This is a genomic window from Cellulosimicrobium sp. NPDC030954, from assembly GCF_055571305.1.
In genome coordinates this window covers 49,969-68,994 of sequence record NZ_JBVIFN010000007.1, presented here as the reverse complement: position 1 = coordinate 68,994, position 19,026 = coordinate 49,969, and the positions used below count along the sequence as shown (strand labels likewise).

The window sequence follows — 19,026 nt, the reverse complement described above, 5'->3', positions numbered from 1 at the left end:
TCAGCGCGGGGCCGTCCACTCGAGCGTGTACCGGAAGAAGAGCCGACGGCGCACGCGCGCCCCGGGCAGGTGCGCCCGGGCCGTGCGCGCGACCTCGTCGACGGTGTGCCGCGGGTCCCGGACCGGCATGCCCGGGGCGTCCGTCCCGGGATCGCCGGGCCGGGCCCGCCGCGGGTGCTTGACGAGGCCCACGAGGGGGTTGAGGAGCGCGGACGGGACGTCGACGGCGAGGTCGCGCGCCGACGCCACGCGCGCGAGGCCGACGACGAGCAGGCGCCCGCCCGGGGCGAGCAGGCTGCGGGCGTGCCGGAGCGCCTCGTCGAGGTCGAGATGGTGCAGCACGGCGACCATCGTCACCGCGTCGTAGCCCTCCGGCCCGGCGGCCGGGCCGGCCGGGTGGCTCGGTGGACCGGACCCGTCGGGCGAGCGGACGTCGTCGGGCGAGCCGACGTCGTCGAACCCGAGCCGCCGCACGGTCACCGCGGGATCCGCGGCGTGGCGCACGAGCGCCTGGGCGACCATGCCGCCGTCGGCGTCGATGCCGTGGACCTCGGCGACCCGCCGGCGCAGCCTGCCGAGCAGCACGCCGGCACCGCAGCCAGCGTCGAGCACGACGCGGGCGCCGCGCGGCACACGGCGCACGACCCAGCCGTGGAAGTGCTCGTTGTGGTTCCATGGGTGCCGGGCGTTGACGGCCGCCAGCCACGCCGCGGCGCGGCGCACCAGCGGGCTCGCGGAGGTCCGCGGGTCGAGGGTCACGCGCGTCGGGAAGCGCCGGGCGTCGTCACTCGACGCCGAGCAGGACCTCGATGGCGCGGGCGAAGAACGCGTCGACCGGGCCCTCCGCGTACCCGTCGCGACCGCGCGCACGGCCGAACGTCGCGGAACGGATCTCCGCCGCGGTGATCGGGACCTGACGGTCGAAGTAGGCGACGAGCCGGTCGCACAGGTCGTCCACGTCGTCGACGTCGTAGGCGGGCTTGCCACGCTCCGCGAGCGCGAACTTCTCGCCGTCCGGGCGGCCCAGACGGCCGTACAGCGACCGGGCGCGCTCCGCGAGCGCGTTCATCCAGGCCTGCTGGCCGTGGGCGGCGACGTACTCCGCGCGCTGGCGCGCGATGAACGCGCCCTCGAGGCGGTCCAGCGCGGCGTCGACCTCGTGCGTGTCGTACCCACCACGGACCAGGTCGAAGACCGAGGCCTGGATCTCGGTGCTGGTCAGCCGCTCCTGCGCCCGGCCCTCGTACACGTCGCGGGCGTGCTCGAAGAAGTCGTCGACCTCCTCGGGGTCGTACCCGTTCCGGGTCTTGCCGACCGTGGTGAACAGCGAACTCACTCGTCCTCCTCTGCAGCGAGCTGCCCGCAGGCACCGTCGATGTCGCTGCCGCGGGTGTCACGGATCGTCGTCGGGATCCCGTGCCCGCGCAATCGTGCCACGAACTCCGCCTCGACGGCAGGGTCGCTGGCCGTCCAGATCGAGCCGGGCGTCGGGTTGAGCGGGATCGGGTTGACGTGCACCCAGCCGCGGCCCCGCGCGTTGAGCTTCTCGCCGAGCAGGTCGGCGCGCCACGCGTGGTCGTTCATGTCCTTGATGAGCGCGTACTCGATGCTCACGCGCCGGCCGGTGACCTCGAAGTAGTGCCGCGCCGCGTCGAGCGTCTCGTCGACGCTCCACCGCGTGTTGATCGGCACGAGCTCGCTGCGCAGGTCGTCGTCGGGCGCGTGCAGCGACAGCGCGAGCGTCACCGGGATCCCCTCGTCGGCGAGCTTGCGCATCGCCGGGACGAGGCCGACCGTCGACACCGTGATGTTGCGCGCCGACATGCCGAGCCCGTCCGGGGCCGGCGCCACGAGGCGTCGGACCGTGCCCATGACCGCCTTGTAGTTGGCGAGCGGCTCCCCCATGCCCATGAACACGAGGTTGTTGAGCCGGGTCGGGCCGCCGGGGATCTCCCCGTCGGCGAGCGACCGGGCGGCGGAGCGGACCTGCTCGACGATCTCCGCGACGGACAGGTTGCGCGTGAGGCCGAGCTGCCCCGTCGCGCAGAACGGGCACGCCATGCCGCAGCCCGCCTGGCTCGACACGCACAGCGTCGAGCGCTGCGGGTACCGCATGAGCACCGACTCGACCTTGGCGCCGTCGAAGAGGTGCCACAGCGTCTTGACGGTCGTCCCGCCGTCGGCCTCCATCCGCCGCGCCGCGGTGAGCAGCGGCGGGAAGAGCGCGTCCGTGAGCACGTCGCGCGTCGCCTTCGGCAGGTCCGTCATCGCCTCGGGGTCGCGCGTGAGGTGCGCGTAGTAGTGCGTCGCGAGCTGCTTGGCGCGGAACGGCTTCTCCCCCAGCTCGACGACGACGTCGCGCACCTCCTCGGGCGCGAGGTCCGCGAAGTGGCGCGGCGGCTTGCCGCGCCGGGGCGCGGTCATGACGAGCGGGAGCGGCTTCGACTCCGCGGAGGGGCGGACGGAACGGACGGTCATGAGGAGGTCCAAGCGTGGGGGGTCGTGCGGACGGTTCGCACCGCGGTGCGAGCGGGACGTCGGACGGCTGTCAGACGGCCAGCGCGAGGAGCACGTACACGAACGGGGCGGTGAGGAGCATGGAGTCGAGCCGGTCCAGGATGCCTCCGTGACCGGGCAGGAGCGACCCCATGTCCTTCAATTCTAGGTCGCGCTTGATCATCGACTCGGCGAGGTCGCCGATCGTCGCCGTGAGCGGCGCCAGGACGCCCAGCGCGACGCCGAGCAGCGGGCTCGCGCCGAGGCCCACCACCGCGCCGACGACCCCGACGGCGGTGGCCAGGACGAACGACCCGGCGAGCCCCTCCCAGGACTTCTTGGGGCTCACGGACGGGGCCAGCGGATGACGCCCGAACAGGACGCCCGCGACGTACCCGCCGACGTCGTTCGCGACGGCGAGCAGGATGAAGATCAGGACCCGGACGCGCCCGTCGGGGGCGGCCAGCATGAGCATGACGAAGCCCGCCATGAACGGAAGGTAGGCCGCCGCGAACGTCGCCGCCGCGGCGTCGCGCACCGCCGCCGTCCCCGACCCGTCGATGACCCGCCACACGACCGCGCCCGCGACCGTGAGCATGAACGAGACGAGCAGCGCCTCGGGCCCCGAGTAGTACGAGGAGACGAGGATGCCGACCGTGCCCACGAGGAGCGGGAGGAGCGGGAGGTGCAGCTCGCGGCGCTTGAACGCCTGGGCGAGCTCCCACAGCGCGGCGCCGACCGCCACGGTCGCGAGCAGCACGAAGAACTCGGGCCGGAAGGCGAGGCTCGCCGCGACGATCGCGAGCAGGCCGAGGCCCACCGCGATCGCCACGGGCAGGTTGCGGCCCGCCTTGGGAGCGCGCGCCGCGGAGGTGCTGTCGCCGGCGGCCGTCGAGGAGGTGTCGGTCATCGGTGCGTGGAGGAGCTCGCCGGACGAGGTGCTCAGACCTCGAGCAGCTCGCTCTCCTTGCCCGCGAGCAGCGCGTCGACCTGGTCCACGTGCGCCTTGGTGAGGGCCTCGAGCTCCTTCTCCGCGCGCCCGACCTCGTCCTCGCCGGCCTCGCCGTCGCGCGCGATGCGGTCCAGCTCCTCCTTGGCGCGACGGCGCACGTTGCGGATCGCGACGCGCGAGTCCTCCGCCTTCGCCTTGGCGAGCTTCACGAAGTCACGACGGCGCTCCTCCGTGAGGGCGGGCAGCACGACCCGGATGACGTTGCCGTCGTTGGACGGGTTCACGCCGAGGTCGGAGTCGCGCAGCGACTTCTCGACCGCCGTGATCGAGCTCTTGTCGAACGGGGAGACGAGGATCGTGCGCGCCTCGGTCACCGTGAACGACGCGAGCTGCTGCAGCGGCGTCGGCGCACCGTAGTAGTCGACCGTGATCTTGTTGAACATCGCGGCGTTCGCACGGCCCGTGCGGATCGCGGCGAAGTCCTCCTTGGCCACCTCGACGGCCTTGTCCATCTTCTCCTCGGCCTCGAGGAGGGTCTCGTCGATCACCAGTGCTCCTTCGTCGTTCGTCGTGGGTCGGTCCGTGCCGTCGTGTCCGGGGTCGCCGGCGTCGGCGCACCGATGTCAGTCGGTCGTGACCAGTGTGCCAATATTCTCGCCGACCAGGGCACGCGTGACGTTCCCCGGCTCGCTCATGCCGAACACGCGCATCCGCACGTCGTTGTCCCGGCACAGGCTCAGCGCCGTCGCGTCCATGACCCCGAGGTCGTTGACGAGCGCGTCGGTGTACGTGAGGTGGTCGAGCTTGGTCGCCGACGGGTCCTTGCGCGGGTCGGCGGTGTAGACGCCGTCCACGCCGTTCTTGCCCATGAGGACCTCCTGGCAGTGCGTCTCGAGGGCGCGCTGCACGGAGACCGTGTCGGTGGAGAAGTAGGGCATGCCCGCGCCTGCGCCGAAGATGACGACGCGGCCCTTCTCGAGGTGGCGGATCGCCCGCAGCGGGATGTACGGCTCGGCGACCTGGCCCATCGTGATGGCGGTCTGCACGCGCGTCTTCACCCCCGCCTGCTCGAGGAAGTCCTGGAGGGCGAGGCAGTTCATGACGGTGCCGAGCATGCCCATGTAGTCGGCGCGCGCGCGGTCGAGCCCGCGCTGGGAGAGCTCGGCGCCGCGGAAGAAGTTCCCGCCGCCGACGACGATGGCGACCTGCACGCCCTGGGCGACCGCGTCCGCGATCTCCTGGGCGACGCGCTGGACGACGTCGGGCGCCAGACCGATCTGCCCGCCGCCGAACGTCTCGCCCGACAGCTTGAGGAGCACCCGCCGGTGCTGGGACCCCTCGCGGGGCGTGGTCTGCTCGCCTGCGGTCACTGTCGACACCTGTCCTTCGTCCTGGCCCGGTGGGGCGGGGTGGTCGTGCTCCGCCGTCGTCCCACCCGATGGTGCGGCACGACGCCGGTCGTCGCGCGCCCGGAGCCGGGTGCGCGGTCGGCCCGGTCCCGTCGCCTCGCGGGCGACGGGACCGGGCCGACGGGGGCGTCAGGCGCCGACGCGGTACCGCACGAACTCGGTGATGGTGCCACCGACCTCGGAGACGACCTGGCCGACCGTCTTCTTCGGGTCCTTCGCGAGCGGCTGGTCGACGAGGACGACGTCCTTGAAGTAGCCGTTCAGACGACCCTCGACGATCTTCGGGAGCGCGGCCTCGGGCTTGCCCTCGTTGCGCGAGGTCTCCTCGGCGATGCGGCGCTCGTTCTCGACCGTCTCGGCCGGGACCTCGTCGCGCGACAGGTACGTCGGGGACATCGCGGCGACGTGCTGCGCGACGTCCTTCGCGACGGCCTCGCCCGCGGCGTCCGTGGCGACGACGACGCCGATCGACGGCGGCAGGTCGCGCGCGGTGCGGTGCAGGTACGCCGTGACGCGCTCGCCCGCGACGCGGGTCACGCGGCGCAGGACGATCTTCTCGCCGAGCGTCGCGGCCTGGTTGTCGATGACCTGCTGGACGGTCTCGCCGTCCGCGTCCGCGGCGAGCGCCGCGTCCGCGTCGCGCGCGCCGGCCTCGGCCGCAGCCTTGAGGACGCGGTCCGCGAGCGAGATGAACGTGTCGTTCTTGGCGACGAAGTCCGTCTCGGAGTTGAGCTCGATGAGCGTCGCGACCTGGCCACCCTCGGTGTCGCGGATGTCGACGGCGATGAGGCCCTCGGAGGTCGAGCGGCCCTCGCGCTTGGCGACGCCCTTCAGACCCTTGACGCGGATGATCTCGAGCGCCTTCTCCGCGTCGCCGTCCGCCTCGTCGAGAGCCTTCTTGACGTCGAGCATGCCGGCGCCGGTGCGCTCGCGCAGCGCCTTGATGTCAGCGGCGGTGTAGTTCGCCATGGTGGTTCCTCACTCGTGGTTCGTCACGGGTTCTTCGTCACGGGTACGTGCTGGGGGCACCGTGGCGGTGCCCGGTGCGCCGGTGGGACGGCACGGGGTGCGCGGCGGTCGCCCGCCGCGCACCCCGGGACGTCACTTGGTCTCGTCGGCCTCGGCGTCGGCGACCACGGCCTCCGCGTCGGCGACGGCGGCGACCTCGGCAGCAGCCTCGGCCACGACCTCGGCGGCGGCGTCGCCCGGCTCCTCGGCGGCGACCTCGGCAGCAGCCTCGGCGACCTCCTCGGCCGCGGCGGCCTCGACGTTCGCCTCGGCGGCGGTCTCGTCAGCCTCGAGCTGCTTCTCGGCACCGGCGAGGAGCTCGCGCTCCCACTCGGCCAGCGGCTCGGCCTCGGCGCCCGCCTCGGCCTCGGCGCCCGAACGGCCCGAGTGGCGCTGGAGCAGACCCTCGGCGACGGCGTCCGCGATGACGCGCGTGAGCAGCGTCACGGAGCGGATCGCGTCGTCGTTGCCCGGGATCTTGTAGTCCACGACGTCGGGGTCGCAGTTGGTGTCCAGGATCGCGACGATCGGGATGTGGAGCTTGCGCGCCTCGTCGACCGCGAGGTGCTCCTTGTTCGTGTCGACGATCCACACGGCGGAGGGGACCTTCGCCATGTCGCGGATGCCGCCGAGCGTGCGGGCGAGCTTGTCCTTCTCGCGACGCAGGACGAGGAGCTCCTTCTTGGTGAGCGACGAGCCGGCGACGTCGTCGAAGTCGATCTCCTCGAGCTCCTTGAGGCGCTGGAGACGCTTGTGCACCGTGGTGAAGTTGGTGAGCATGCCACCGAGCCAGCGGTGGTTCACGTAGGGCATGCCGACGCGCGCGGCCTGCTCGGCCACGGGCTCCTGGGCCTGCTTCTTGGTGCCGACGAAGAGGATGGAACCGCCGTGCGCGACGGTCTCCTTGACGAACTCGTATGCGCGGTCGATGTACGACAGCGACTGCTGGAGGTCGACGATGTAGATGCCGTTGCGCTCCGTGAAGATGAAGCGCTTCATCTTCGGGTTCCAACGGCGGGTCTGGTGCCCGAAGTGGACACCGCTCTCGAGGAGCTGGCGCATGGTCACGACGGCCATGACACGTCCTTTCGCCGTGCGGCCCGGGATCCACCCGGTGCGCGCACGCTTCTGGCGGCCCCTCCCGTGGGACGGACCGCGGTGCGGTTGTCGGTGACGACCCTGGTGGTCGCACCCCTGGCGTCACCCGTGCCGACGCCTGCGACGCACCGTTCGAGCAGGTGCGGGCAGGACCGACGCCGGACGCGGCCCCGCCCGGTCCGGCGGAGCCGGGAGGATGGGCGAGGACGTGACGCGCGAAGTCGACCGGCTCCGTCCTCGGCCGAGGTGATCACCTCGGGCCGGGCACGGCGAACGCGCCGGTCGCAGCGGCAAGTCTACCCGACGGCAGGGCCGACCACAGCCGCCGGTCCCGTGCGTCGTCGCGACCCGCCGTCCACAGGCCGCCGACTCCCGCCGCCCGGCCGCGACCTGCGTCGGGCACCCTGGCGCGATGGCTCTCGACCGTACCCCTGCGACCGTCCGACGACGTGCGGTGGCCCTCGTGCTGACCGCGCTCCTGCTCGTCCTGGGCCCACCGGCGCCCGCCGCCCCGGGCGGGCCCCTGGACGCCCCCGCCGGCGCCTCCCCCGGCTGGGTGCCGCCGCTCGACCGCGCGCCCGACGCGCTCGGCGTGCTCGCACCGTTCGACCCGCCGCTGCACGACTGGCTGCCCGGCCACCGGGGCGTCGACCTCGCCGCCGCCGCCGGCGAGACCGTCCTCGCCCCCGCACCCGGGGTCGTCACGTTCGCCGGCCCCGTCGCGGGCCGCGACGTGGTGGTCGTCACGCACGACGACGGGCTGCGCACGTCGCTCGAGCCGGTCACCGCCGTGGCACCGCGGGGGACGCGCGTCGCCGCGGGTGACGTCGTCGGGACCGTGCAGGGCTCCCCCGGCGGCGAGACCGTCGCGAGCCACTGCGCGGCCGCCTGCGTGCACTGGGGCGTGCGACGGGGCGAGCGCTACGTCGACCCGCTCGCGCTGCTCGGCGAGCGGCCGCCGATCGTGCTCCTCCCGCTCGGGGAGCCGTGACCGGACGACGATGCCCCGGCGTGCTCAGGCGCGTGGGAAGGCCTGCTCGAACGAGCTGCGCAGCCGCTCGGCCGTCACGTGGGTGTAGCGCTGCGTCGTCGCGAGCGAGGAGTGCCCGAGGATCTCCTGGACGCTGCGCAGGTCCGAGCCGCCCGCGAGGAGGTGCGTCGCGGCGCTGTGCCGCAGGTCGTGCGGGGCGACGTCGTCGACCCCCGCCGCGAGCGCGAGCCGGTGCACGGCGTCGCGCACCTGCCGCTGCCCCCACCGACCGCCCCGGTCCCCGACGAGGAGCGCCGCGCCCGACCGCTCCGTCACGAGCCCCGGCCGCCCCGAGTCCAGCCAGCGCGTCACGGCCCGTGCCGCCGGGACGCCGAACGGCACGACGCGCTCCTTGTCCCCCTTGCCGAGCACCCGGACGACCCGCTGCGACAGGTCCACGTCGTCCACGTCGATACCCGCGAGCTCGCCCACGCGGATCCCGGCCCCGTACAGCAGCTCGGCGGCGGCCCACTCGCGCAACCGGGCCGGGTCGCCCGCGGCCGCCGCCTCCCGCGCGGCATCGAGCAACCTGCCGGCCGCGTCGGCCGTGAGCACGGTCGGCAGGGTGCGCGGGACGCGCGGGCTCGCGAGCCGGGCCGCCGGGTCCGCTACCACGCGCCCGGTCCGCCGCGCCCAGTCGAAGAACGCCCGCGCGGCCGCACCCCGGCGCGCGAGCGTCGCCCGGGCGAGCCCGCGCTCGGACTGCTCGGTCAGCCACGCGCGCAGGGCCGCGAGGTCGACGTCCTCCGGCGACGACGCCCCGTTCCGCACGGCGTGGCCCAGGAGCGACTCGACGTCGCCCGTGTACGCGCGCACCGTGTGCGCGGACGAGCCCTGAGCGACCTCGAGATGCGTCCCGAAGTCCGCGAGCGCCGCGTCGAGCGCGGGCGGCAGGGCGTCGGGCCGGCGCTCGTCGGGCGTGTCGGCGTCGTCGGGACGGGTCGTGCGGGTCACTCCCCCAGTCTCGCGCGCGGCACCGCACGTCCGCGGGAGGCGCTCCGCGGCTCTGCCCGGAGGCCCGCACGCCCCCTCCTCCGCGCCGACTCGTCGCCACCCATGCTCCGTGCGACGCGGCGGCTCTGCGCGCGTTCCGCCGGGCTCCCTCCTCGGCTGGCCCTCGTCGTCTCCGCCCGGCACCTCCGCCCGGCACCGTGACGCCGCCCGGCCGGCTCCTCACCCCGCGCGCACGCGCCGCCATCCGCCCGGCGTCCGCTCTGCCAGACCGCGGACCTCGAGCCGACCGAGGGCACCGACAGCCTCCGGGACGGCGAGCCCCGCCGACCGCGCGACGGCGTCCGTCGGGGCGCCCGACCGCAACGGCAGCGCGTCCCACGTCCGGGTCTCCACGGCGTCGAGCCCGTCGTACACGGCGTCGCGGGGTGTCCTGCGGGTCCCCGCGGCCGGCGCCGCGGGCGCCGCGTCCCGTGCCAGCGCTCCGGCCAGCTCCGCCACCTCGTCGGCGTCGGTGACGCACACGGCGGCCCCGTCGCGCAGGAGACGGTGGCAGCCGGTCGACGCCATCGAGGTCACGGGTCCGGGGACGGCGCCGACGGGCCGCGAGAGCTCGGCCGCGCGGACCGCCGTGCTCAGGGACCCCGAGCGCCAGGCCGCCTCCACGACCACGGTCGCACCCGCGAACGCCGCGATGAGCCGGTTGCGCAGCAGGAAGCGGACCCGGCTGGGCACGGAGCCTGGTGGCACCTCCGACACCACGGCACCTCCGGTCCCGACGACGGCCCGGAGGAGCTCCGTGTTGCCGACGGGGTACAGCCGGTCCACCCCGCCGGCGAGGAACGCGACGGTCGGACCGCCCGACACGAGCGCCGCGCGGTGGGCCGCGGCGTCGATCCCGTAGGCGCCGCCCGAGACGACCGTGAACCCGCGCGTCGTGAGGCCCGACGCGATCTCCCCCGTCACGTGGCGCCCGTAGTCCGTGCAGGCGCGTGCCCCGACCACGGCGACGGAGCGCGCGGCCAGCGCCGCCAGGCGGTCCGACCCGCGGACCCACAGCGCGAGCGGGCGACCCGGACCCAGGTCGTCGAGGGCCGTTGGCCATCCCGGGTCGCCCGGGACGACGAACGAGCCGTCGAGCCGGTCGAGCACGCGGAGCTCGCGGCGCGGGTCGAGACCCTCCAGCCGCGGGGCCCAGCGCGCGACGGCGCGCAGGAGCCGCGCGACGGGCCCGCTCCGCGGGTCGCGACCGGGCGCGGGCCGGTCGTCGCCGGCTGCCGAGGCGCCGGGTCCGGCCCCTCCGAGCAGCGGCCCCAGCCCCGCCCCACCGTCGCCTGCGACCTCCGCGAGCCCGACGAGCTCGCGGCGAGCCTGCGCCGGGTCGTTCACCGCCTCGACGAGCCAGGCCAGCGCGGCCGAGGCCCCGAGCTGCTCGACGAGCGCGACCGCGACCTCGTCCCCGGGCTCCGCCAGGCGCGACCACGCCGCCCGCGCGAGCCGGTCGTCGTTGACGTCGAAGACCGGCCGCACGGGAGCCGTCGGGGCCGCCCGCCGCTCAGCCACGGTAGCCCCGCGTCCGGAGCGCGAGCCCGGCCCCGACGTCGGCGCGCGTAGGTGCGGCGTGCCCGGCGAGGTCGGCGACCGTCCAGGCGAGGCGCAGCACACGGTCCGCGCCACGCAGGCTCAGCGTGCCGCGGTCGAGCGCGGTGTCGACGTCCGTCAGCAGGCTGGGATCGGGACCCAGCCGGTCGCGCAGCCAGGTGCCGGGCACCTCGGCGTTCGTCCGCCACGGCGTCCCCGCCAGGCGCGCGGACGCCGTCTCCCGGGCGGCGGCGACCCGCCGCGCGACCGCCGCGCTCGACTCCGGCCGCCCGGCGTCAGCACGCTCGACCCGGGTGACGGGTCGGACCTCGACCTGGACGTCGACGCGGTCGAGCAGCGGACCGGACAGCCGGCCGAAGTAGCGGCGCTGCGCGACGGGCGAGCAGGTGCACTCGAGTCCCTTCCCGACGCCCTTGCCGCACGGGCACGGGTTCGCCGCGAGGACGAGCTGGAAGCGCGCGGGGTAGCGCGCCGTCCCGCCGGCACGATGGATCACGAGCTCGCCGTGCTCGAGCGGCTGCCGCAGGGTCTGCAGCACGCGCGCCCCGAACTCGGGCGCCTCGTCGAGGAAGAGGACCCCGCGATGGGCGCGCGACGCGGCGCCGGGCCGGGGCAGGCCGCTGCCGCCCCCGACGATCGCCGCCGGGGTGGCCGTGTGGTGCGGGTCCTCGTACGGCGGGCGGCGGACGAGCCCGGACCCCGGGTCGAACACCCCGGCCACCGAGTGGACGGCCGTCACCTCGACGGCCTCGCCCTCGGTGAGGTCGGGCAGGATCCCGGGCAGCCGTGACGCGAGCATCGTCTTGCCCGCGCCCGGCGCGCCGACCAGCAGCAGGTGGTGCCCGCCCGCGGCGGCGACCTCGAGCGCGTGCCGCGCCTCGTGCTGCCCCACGACGTCCGCGAGGTCGCCCGGCTGCGGTCGCACGGCGGCCGGGCGGGGCACCACGACCGGGGACGCGGCACCGCCCGGGTCGTCGAGCGACGCCCCGTGGAGCCGGGCGACGTCGGCGAGGGTCGTCACCCCCACGACGCGCGCGCCGGGCACGAGCCGGGCCTCCTCGGCGTCGGCCGCCGGCACGACGACGTCGAGGAACCCGGCGGCGACGGCCGCGGCCACCGCGGGCAGGACGCCGCGCACGGGCTGGAGGCGGCCGTCGAGGCCGAGCTCCCCGAGGTGCACCACGTCCTCCACGGCGCGCGCCGGGACGACCTGCGCGCCGGCGAGCAGCGCTACCGCGATCGCGAGGTCGAAGCCCGTGCCGGACTTGGGCAGCGCCGCGGGCGAGAGGTTGATCGTGACCTTGCGCTGAGGCCACGGGATACCGGACGAGGTGACGGCAGCACGCACGCGGTCGCGCGACTCGCTGAGCGCCGCGTCCGGGAGCCCGACGAGCACGAAGCCGGGCACCGAGGCCGCGAGGTGCGCCTGCACCTCGACGACGTGGCCGGACAGCCCGACGAGCGCGACGGCGCGGGTCGTCCCGAGGCCCATCAGGCGCTCACCCCGACGAGGTGCTCCACCTGCGCGGCGCCCGCGCGCGCCACGAGCACGGCCACGACGTCGATCCGGACGGACCGTGCGCGCACGTCGTGGGTCGCGAGCCACTCCCCCGTGAGCCGGCGCAGGCGACCGAGCTTCGCGGGCGTCACGGCCTGGGCAGGGTGCCCGAACCCGGTGCCGCGACGCGTCTTCACCTCGACGGCGACCAGCACGTCCCCGTCCAGCGCGACGACGTCGAGCTCGCCGCGCGTCCCGCGCCAGTTGCGGTCGAGCAGGGTCCAGCCCGCCTCGACCAGGTGGGCCGCGGCCACCCTCTCCCCGTACCGCCCGACGGCGTCCTTCGCTCCCATGGGCTCACCTCCGCCGCCCACCGTGGGCGACGGGGAGGAGCGGCGCCAGCGACCCGCGACCGCCTGTGGACGGGACTACGAGGAAGCGGCCTTGTGGACGGCCAGGACCGCGGTCAGAGCTGTCAGAGCTGGAGCTCCGCCTTCGCGAGCTCCTCGACGTTGACGTCCTTGAAGGTCACCACGCGGACCGACTTCACGAACCGCGCCGACCGGTACACGTCCCACACCCACGCGTCGGCGAGCCGCAGCTCGAAGTACACCTCGCCCGCGGCGGACCGCACCTGGAGGTCCACCTGGTTCGCCAGGTAGAAGCGGCGTTCGGTCTCCACCACGTACGAGAACAGGCCCACCACGTCGCGGTACTCGCGGTACAGCGCGAGCTCCATCTCGGTCTCGTAGTTCTCGAGGTCTTCGGCGCTCACGCCTCCATCATGGACCATCGAGCGCTCCGCGCCCGCCTCAGCTCGTGGGCAGGCCGGCGTCGGGGTCGAGCTCGAGGACGTCCACGGGCTCGCCGTACGCGGGGGCGTCGAGGGCCTCGTCGCCCCGCTCCGGCAGCCGCCAGGACCGGCGGTGCTGCGGCGTCGGGCCGTGCTCGCGCAGGGCCTCGACGTGCGCCGCCGCGCCGTAGCCCTTGTTCTGGTCCCACCCGAAGGCGGGGTACTGCCGCGCGAGGCTGGTCATGAGGCCGTCGCGCTCGGTCTTCGCGAGCACGCTCGCCGCGGCGACCGACGCGCACTGGAGGTCGGCCTTGACCAGCGTGCGCACGCGCGGGTCGACGATCCGCTCGTCGTCGTGCGGGTCGAGGTCGAACGCCTCGAAGAGGTCGACCGCCGACGGGCGGCTGAGCCAGTCGTGCTTGCCGTCCAGGAGGACCGCGTCGACGTCGCCGACCGTGCGGCGCACCTGGGCGAGCGCGCGGCGGCCCGCGAGGCGCAGCGCGCCGACGATGCCGTGCGCGTCGATCTCGGCAGGGCCGGCGTGCCCCACGGCCCACGCGACCGACCACGAGCGCGCGAGCGGCACGAGGGCCTCGCGCGCGGCCGCGGTGAGGAGCTTGGAGTCGGTGAGGCCGGGCGGGCACGGCTTCGTGGCGAGGTCGACGACGACGACGCCCACCGAGACCGGGCCCGCGAGCGCGCCGCGGCCGACCTCGTCCATGCCGGCGACGAGCCGGGCGCCGTCGCGCAGCATCGCGCGCTCCTGACGCAGGTCCGGACGACGACGCGCGGGCGCGCGGCGCACGCGCGCCGGTGCCGCCGGCGCGACGGGCGCCTCGGCGGACGCGGGAACGGCGGGAGGCGCGACGGCGTCGAGCGTCACGGCTCCACCTCGGGCACGTCGGCGAACACGTCGCCGGGGTTGCGCAGCAGACCGAGGTGGGACAGCGGCCAGACCTTGACGAACGCCGTCCCGACGACGTTGCCCATCGGCACGAACCCGCCACCGGGCTTGCCCGTGTTGTAGCGCGAGTCCGCCGAGTTCTGCCGGTTGTCGCCCATGACGAACAGCATGTCCTCGGGCACGGTCCGGTCGAACGGGTCCTGGCTGGGGATCGAGCCGGGCTTGATGTAGGTCTCGTCGACCGACACGCCGTTGACGCTCACCCGCCCCTCTGCGTCGCAGCACACCACGTGGTCGCCCGGCGTGCCGATCACCCGCTTGATCAGGTGCTCGCCGGTGTCCTGCGGCAGCAGACCGATGAAGGTCAGCGCCGCGCGCACCGCCTCCGACACCGGGCTCTCGGCCTGCGGCACCGGCGGCGGCAGCCACCCGCCCGGGTCCTTGAACACCACGATGTCGCCCCGGTGCACGTCGAACGCGCCCGGCACGAGCCGGGACACCATCACCCGGTCGCCCTCGACCAGCGTGTCCTCCATGGACGCGCTCGGGATGAAGAACGCCTGCACCAGGAACGTCTTGATGAGCAGCGACAGCACCAGCGCGCTGACCACGATGATCGCCGTCTCGCGCAGCAGCGACGACTTCCGCGCCGGGCGCTCACCGGACCCCCGGCCCGACCGGTGCGCACCGGGCTCCGCGAGATGCTCCCCGTGCTGCGGGGTCTCCTCGTCGTCGCGAGGACCGAGCGCCGCGCGCTCGGTACCGGCGTCGGGCTGCGGGCCGCGGGGCGGGGCGCTGTCGGTCACGCGTTCACAATGCCACCTCCGGCCGACTTCCGAGAAACGGACCGGCTCCCGGACCCTGGGTCCGGGGACGACGACGGCGGCCGTCCCGAGGGGACGGCCGCCGTCGTACGAGCGGAGCGGCAGTGTCAGTCGACGGTCCGTCGACGGTCTGCCGACAGCCGATCAGCGAGCGGGCGCGGTGTCGCGCTTCTCCTTGATCTTCGCCTTCTTGCCGCGCAGCGCGCGCAGGTAGTACAGCTTGGCGCGGCGCACGTCGCCGCGCGTCACGACCTCGACCGAGTCGATGGACGGCGAGTGCACGGGGAACGTGCGCTCGACACCCACGCCGAAGCTGATCTTGCGGACCGTGAACGTCTCACGGATCCCGCTGCCCTGACGGGCGATGACGACGCCCTGGAACGCCTGGACGCGGGAGCGGGTGCCCTCGACGACCTTGACGTTGACCTTGAGCGTGTCACCGGGGCGGAACTCCGGGACGTCGCTGCGCAGCGATGCTGCGTCGACGCTGTCCAGCGTGTGCATGTGCTTCTCCTCGTCCGCCACAGGTCGGACGCGTGCTCGTGGCCCGGGCGCGCCGGGCCGTCGTCGTCTGTCGGTGGGGTGTGCCGTGCTGCGCGCGGACGGTCGACCACCTCGCGGTCGTCGACCCGTCGTGCCAGTCCGCCCGAGGATCCGGGCGCGGGCTCCCCTGTGGCAGAGGTTCCGGGGCGGCACACACCGATCGACCATTCTGCCACACCCGGAGGGTCTGCCGGCAGCCCGGCCGGTCCTGGACCCGCCGCCCGGCCGACCGGACGTCAGGGAGCGCCGTGCGCGGCGCGGTCGAGGCGACCGTCGACGACGGTCCACCCCGCCTCCGCGAGGACCTCCAGGTCGTGCCGGTCGAGCGCGTCGACGGCGAGCGCCCGCACCATGTCCGGCCGTCGCGCGGCGGTCCGGCGCAGGGCCTGGTCGCGGCGCCAGCGGTGGATCCGCGCGTGGTGGCCCGACAGCAGCACGTCGGGCACCTCGAGGTCGTCCCACGCCGGCGGCTTCGTGTACACGGGGTACTCGAGCAGGCCCGCGGCGCCGTGCGACTCCTCCACGAGCGACTCGGGGTTGCCCACGACGCCCGGCAGCAGCCTGCCGACCGCCTCGACCATCACGAGCGCGGCGACCTCTCCCCCGTTGAGGACGTAGTCGCCGATCGACAGCTCGCTGACCCGCATCCCAGCGGACCGGTAGTGCTCGGCGACGCGCGCGTCGATCCCCTCGTAGCGCCCGCAGGCGACGACGAGGTGCTCCTCGGTCGCGAGCGCCTCCGCCGTGCGCTGCGTGAAGGTCTCGCCCGACGGCGTCGGCACGACCAGGTGCACCGCGCCCGCGCCGCCGCCGTCGGCCGTCCCCGTCGTGAGGCCCGCCACGTCGTCGATCGCGCGGCCCCACACGTCGGGGCGCATGACCATGCCCGCCCCGCCGCCGAACGGCGTGTCGTCGACGGTGCGGTGCCGGTCGGTCGTCCAGTCCCGCAGGTCGTGGACGCGCAGGTCGAGGATCCCGGCGGCACGCGCCTTGCCGACGAGCGACAGGTCGAGCGCGGCGAGGTAGTCGGGGAAGATCGTGACGACGTCGATCCGCACGTCAGGCCTCGCCGTCGGCCGCGGCGTCCTGCGAACCCGTCGCGCCGTCGTCCGCAGGGTCGCCCGCGCCCGGCGCCGCGACCTCCAGGCGCTCGGCGTCCGACGCGAGGAGGCCACCCGGCGGGTCGAGCACGACCCGGCCGCCGGCCACGTCGACGAGCGGGACGATCTGCCGGACGAACGGGACGAGCGTGCGGGCCCCGCCCGTCTCGCGCAGCACGAGGACGTCGTGCGCGGGCAGGTGCTCGAGGCCGTCGATGCGACCGAGGGCCCGGCCGTCCGGGTCCTCCGCGCGGAGCCCGACCAGCTCGTGCGGGTACCACGCGTCCTCCTCGTCGGACGCCTCGACCTCGACCACGAGCTCGACGCCGCGCAGCGCCTCCGCGGCGGTGCGGTCACGGACGCCCTCGAAGCCGACGAGCCACCGCCCCTGGTGCACCCGCACGGTCCCGACGGTCAGCGGGCCCGCCGTCGCGGGACGCGTCTCCAGGCGCTCGCCCACCGCGAGGCGCTCCTCGGGCTCGTCGGTGCGCAGGTCGAGCGCGACCTCGCCACGCAGTCCGTGCGCCTTGCCGACGCGCGCGACGGTCAGCTCCATGGTCGTCACTCCTCCGGTGGTCCTGGTCGGGATGGTGCCGGGTCGGCACGGGGTCGGGCGGTGGATGCAGGAAGGCCCGGCCCGCCGGTCGGCGGGCCGGGCCTTGCCCGTGGCCCCTCGCGGGGCACGATGGTGCGGGCCTCAGCGGCGGTCGACGTCCACGACGTCGACGCGGACCGGCCCGTCGGTCGCGAGCGCGCCGATCACCGTGCGCAGGGCACGGGCGGTGCGCCCGCCGCGGCCGATCACGCGGCCGAGGTCGTCCGGGTGCACCCGGACCTCGAGCAGGTCACCGCGACGCAGCGTCTTCGCGTTCACCCGGACGTCGTCCGGGTTGTCCACGATGCCGCGCACGAGGTGCTCGAGCGCCTCGGCGATCATCAGGCCTGCTCGTCGGCAGCGGCCTCGTCGGCCGCGTCGGCGGGCTCCTCGGCCGGAGCCTCGGTCTTCTTCTCGGCAGCCTTGGCCTTGACCTTCTCCGCGTCCGCGGCGGCGGCCTCGATCGCGGCGGCCGGGTCGACCTTCTCGCCCTTGACCTTGAGCGTGCCCTCGGTGCCGGGCAGGCCCTTGAACTTCTGCCAGTCGCCCGTGATCTTGAGGAGCGCGAGCACCTGCTCGGTCGGCTGCGCGCCGACGCCGAGCCAGTACTGGGCGCGGTCCGAGGTGATCTCGATGAACGAGGGCTCCTCGGTCGGGTGGTACTTGCCGATCTCCTCGATCACGCGACCGTCACGCTTGGTGCGCGAGTCCGCGACGACGACACGGTAGTACGGCGCACGGATCTTGCCGAGACGCTTCAGACGAATCTTGACGGCCACAGTGGTGGTCTCTCCTGGTTCTGGTTCGGGCGAACCCGGACCCGTCCCGTGGGGACAGGACGAGGAAGGGGTTCAGGACACGGCACGCGCCGGAGAGAGGGGCCGGGGCACGCCGAGTACCGGGACATTGTGCCAGACCGGACCGGCCCGGACCAACCTGCGCGACGGCTCAGCCGGCGTGCGGGGCGACGATCTCCCCACGCAGCACGATCGCCGTCGGGGCGCGCAGGACGCCGACGTCCTCGCGCGGGTCCTGCGGGTACACGACGAAGTCCGCCGACGCGCCCTCGACGAGCGACGTGTAACCGAGGTACTCCCGGCCCTGCCAGCTCGCCGCCGCGACGACCGCCGCGTCGGGGATGCCGGCGGCCACGAGCTCGGCGCACTCGTCCGCGAGGCGGCCGTGCCCGATCGTCCCGCCCGCGTCGGTCCCGACGAGGATCTGGATGCCCGCCTCGTACAGCGCCCGGGCCTGCTCGTACCGGCGCTCGTGGAGCCGGCGCATGCGCGCCGCGAAGACCGGGTACTTCCCGTCGGCCTGCCGGGCGATCGCCTCGAACTGCCCGACCTGCAGCAGGGTCGGCGTGACCGCGATCCCGCGCTCGGAGATCTCGTACATGAGGTCCGGATCGATCCCCGTGCCGTGCTCGATCCCGTCGACGCCCGCGGCGAGCAGGGACGGGATCACCTCCTCGGAGAAGGCGTGCACGGTGACGCGCGCGGCCTCGGCGTGCGCGGCGGCGACGGCCTCGGCGAGGACGTCGTCGGGCCACAGGGGTCGCAGGTCACCGTCGGCCCCGAGGTCGCGGTCGATCCAGTCGCCCACGATCTTCACCCAGCCGTCGCCCTGGCGCGCCTCGCGGCGGACGGCGTCGGGGAGCTGCGCGACGTCGTCGAGCTCGAGCCCGTAGCTCCGCAGATAGCGCTTGGGGCGCGCGAGGTGGCGGCCGGCCCGCACGAGCCGCGGCAGGTCGCGCCGGCCGTGCACCCACCGCGTGTCGAGCGGCGAGCCGGCGTCGCGCACCAGGAGGACGCCGCTGTCGCGGTCCGTGAGGGCCTGGTCCTGGGCCGTCGCCGCGTCGACCGCGCCCTGCGCGCCCAGGCCGACGTGGCAGTGCACGTCGACGAGGCCGGGCAGGGCCCAGCCCTCGAGCTCCACCATGTTGGTGCCCTGGGCGGACGGTCGTGTGAGGCTGATCCGCCCGTCCTTGACCCACAGGTCGCCCACCTCGCGGTCGTCGCCGACGATGACGTGGCCGCGGACGTGCAGCGTGGGGCCTTCCAGCGCGGACATGCGGCTCCTGGGTGAGGACGGTCAGGACGGGCGGCCCGGTTCGCGGGCACGGGGCGGCACCGGAGGGTGCCACGGACATAACCTAGCGCCACCTGGCGACCGAGCGGCTGCGGGACGCACCCGGGACACGACCCGGCGCGCCCGGAGGGC

The 19,026-nt window shown here is 74.8% G+C and carries 22 protein-coding genes; 1 reads left to right on the top strand and 21 read right to left on the bottom strand.

Features of this window, described 5'->3' with window-relative positions:
- From ACZ402_RS14565 to rpsB, 8 genes are all read right to left on the bottom strand, one after another.
- Positions 1–759 carry a class I SAM-dependent methyltransferase gene (locus ACZ402_RS14565; protein WP_375824381.1) on the bottom strand — a complete coding sequence of 253 codons (759 nt, stop codon included), beginning with the start codon at positions 757–759 and terminating at the stop codon, positions 1–3.
- Positions 760–784: 25 nt separating this feature from the next.
- Positions 785–1,336 carry a DivIVA domain-containing protein gene (locus ACZ402_RS14560; RefSeq protein WP_375824380.1) on the bottom strand — a complete coding sequence of 184 codons (552 nt, stop codon included), beginning with the start codon at positions 1,334–1,336 and terminating at the stop codon, positions 785–787.
- Positions 1,333–2,478, bottom strand: a complete 1,146-nt coding sequence (rlmN, locus tag ACZ402_RS14555; RefSeq protein ID WP_087472902.1) for a dual-specificity RNA methyltransferase RlmN — start codon at positions 2,476–2,478, stop codon at positions 1,333–1,335. The genes ACZ402_RS14560 and rlmN overlap by 4 nt, the downstream gene beginning before the upstream one ends.
- Before the next feature lie 70 nt (positions 2,479–2,548).
- The gene (locus tag ACZ402_RS14550; protein ID WP_375824379.1) at positions 2,549–3,406 is read right to left on the bottom strand and encodes a phosphatidate cytidylyltransferase; all 858 of its coding nucleotides are present in this window, start codon (positions 3,404–3,406) and stop codon (positions 2,549–2,551) included.
- 32 nt (positions 3,407–3,438) lie between these two features.
- Positions 3,439–3,996 (bottom strand): ribosome recycling factor, encoded by a 558-nt coding sequence (gene frr, locus ACZ402_RS14545; RefSeq protein WP_253051284.1) that lies wholly within the window; start codon positions 3,994–3,996, stop codon positions 3,439–3,441.
- A gap of 75 nt (positions 3,997–4,071) precedes the next feature.
- Complete coding sequence (gene pyrH / locus ACZ402_RS14540) at positions 4,072–4,827, bottom strand: UMP kinase (RefSeq protein ID WP_375824378.1); 756 nt, start codon at positions 4,825–4,827, stop codon at positions 4,072–4,074.
- 159 nt (positions 4,828–4,986) lie between these two features.
- Entirely contained in the window at positions 4,987–5,826 is an 840-nt protein-coding gene (gene tsf / locus ACZ402_RS14535; protein ID WP_375824377.1) for a translation elongation factor Ts, read from the bottom strand.
- A 132-nt stretch (positions 5,827–5,958) separates the two neighbouring features.
- Positions 5,959–6,942, bottom strand: a complete 984-nt coding sequence (rpsB, locus tag ACZ402_RS14530; protein ID WP_375824376.1) for a 30S ribosomal protein S2 — start codon at positions 6,940–6,942, stop codon at positions 5,959–5,961.
- A gap of 433 nt (positions 6,943–7,375) precedes the next feature.
- Between rpsB and ACZ402_RS14525 the strand changes: the two genes are divergently transcribed.
- Positions 7,376–7,954, top strand: a complete 579-nt coding sequence (locus ACZ402_RS14525; RefSeq protein WP_375824375.1) for a M23 family metallopeptidase — start codon at positions 7,376–7,378, stop codon at positions 7,952–7,954.
- A gap of 24 nt (positions 7,955–7,978) precedes the next feature.
- On the opposite strand, the gene ACZ402_RS14520 is transcribed toward ACZ402_RS14525, so the two are convergent.
- The 13 genes from ACZ402_RS14520 to ACZ402_RS14460 all read right to left on the bottom strand — a co-directional run bounded on the left by ACZ402_RS14520 (position 7,979) and on the right by ACZ402_RS14460 (position 18,876).
- Positions 7,979–8,947: a tyrosine recombinase XerC gene (locus ACZ402_RS14520; protein WP_375824374.1), complete on the bottom strand. Its 969-nt coding sequence runs from the start codon at positions 8,945–8,947 to the stop codon at positions 7,979–7,981.
- 219 nt (positions 8,948–9,166) lie between these two features.
- Positions 9,167–10,507 (bottom strand): DNA-processing protein DprA, encoded by a 1,341-nt coding sequence (gene dprA / locus ACZ402_RS14515; RefSeq protein ID WP_375824373.1) that lies wholly within the window; start codon positions 10,505–10,507, stop codon positions 9,167–9,169.
- Positions 10,500–12,038, bottom strand: coding sequence for a YifB family Mg chelatase-like AAA ATPase (locus ACZ402_RS14510; RefSeq protein ID WP_375824372.1), 1,539 nt, complete (start codon positions 12,036–12,038; stop codon positions 10,500–10,502). Before ACZ402_RS14510 ends, dprA begins: the two co-directional genes overlap by 8 nt.
- Positions 12,038–12,397, bottom strand: a complete 360-nt coding sequence (locus ACZ402_RS14505; RefSeq protein WP_047232652.1) for a YraN family protein — start codon at positions 12,395–12,397, stop codon at positions 12,038–12,040. Before ACZ402_RS14505 ends, ACZ402_RS14510 begins: the two co-directional genes overlap by 1 nt.
- 122 nt (positions 12,398–12,519) lie before the next feature.
- Positions 12,520–12,819, bottom strand: a complete 300-nt coding sequence (locus tag ACZ402_RS14500) for a DUF2469 domain-containing protein (protein ID WP_024840525.1) — start codon at positions 12,817–12,819, stop codon at positions 12,520–12,522.
- 37 nt (positions 12,820–12,856) lie between these two features.
- Positions 12,857–13,720 carry a ribonuclease HII gene (locus tag ACZ402_RS14495; RefSeq protein WP_375824371.1) on the bottom strand — a complete coding sequence of 288 codons (864 nt, stop codon included), beginning with the start codon at positions 13,718–13,720 and terminating at the stop codon, positions 12,857–12,859.
- Positions 13,717–14,547: a signal peptidase I gene (gene lepB / locus ACZ402_RS14490; protein WP_375824369.1), complete on the bottom strand. Its 831-nt coding sequence runs from the start codon at positions 14,545–14,547 to the stop codon at positions 13,717–13,719. Before lepB ends, ACZ402_RS14495 begins: the two co-directional genes overlap by 4 nt.
- Positions 14,548–14,709: 162 nt before the next feature.
- A complete protein-coding gene (gene rplS / locus ACZ402_RS14485) occupies positions 14,710–15,069 on the bottom strand; it encodes a 50S ribosomal protein L19 (RefSeq protein WP_253051275.1) in 360 nt (119 codons plus the stop codon).
- Between the two features lie 275 nt (positions 15,070–15,344).
- On the bottom strand, positions 15,345–16,166 hold the full coding sequence (trmD, locus tag ACZ402_RS14480) for a tRNA (guanosine(37)-N1)-methyltransferase TrmD (RefSeq protein WP_375824368.1): 822 nt from the start codon (positions 16,164–16,166) through the stop codon (positions 15,345–15,347).
- A 1-nt stretch (position 16,167) separates the two neighbouring features.
- On the bottom strand, positions 16,168–16,764 hold the full coding sequence (gene rimM, locus ACZ402_RS14475; protein ID WP_375824367.1) for a ribosome maturation factor RimM: 597 nt from the start codon (positions 16,762–16,764) through the stop codon (positions 16,168–16,170).
- Positions 16,765–16,905: 141 nt separating this feature from the next.
- Positions 16,906–17,145 carry an RNA-binding protein gene (locus ACZ402_RS14470; RefSeq protein WP_024840519.1) on the bottom strand — a complete coding sequence of 80 codons (240 nt, stop codon included), beginning with the start codon at positions 17,143–17,145 and terminating at the stop codon, positions 16,906–16,908.
- A complete protein-coding gene (gene rpsP / locus ACZ402_RS14465; RefSeq protein WP_375824366.1) occupies positions 17,145–17,582 on the bottom strand; it encodes a 30S ribosomal protein S16 in 438 nt (145 codons plus the stop codon). The genes ACZ402_RS14470 and rpsP overlap by 1 nt, the downstream gene beginning before the upstream one ends.
- 169 nt (positions 17,583–17,751) lie before the next feature.
- Positions 17,752–18,876 (bottom strand): amidohydrolase family protein, encoded by a 1,125-nt coding sequence (locus tag ACZ402_RS14460; protein WP_375824365.1) that lies wholly within the window; start codon positions 18,874–18,876, stop codon positions 17,752–17,754.
- Positions 18,877–19,026 lie beyond the last annotated feature (150 nt).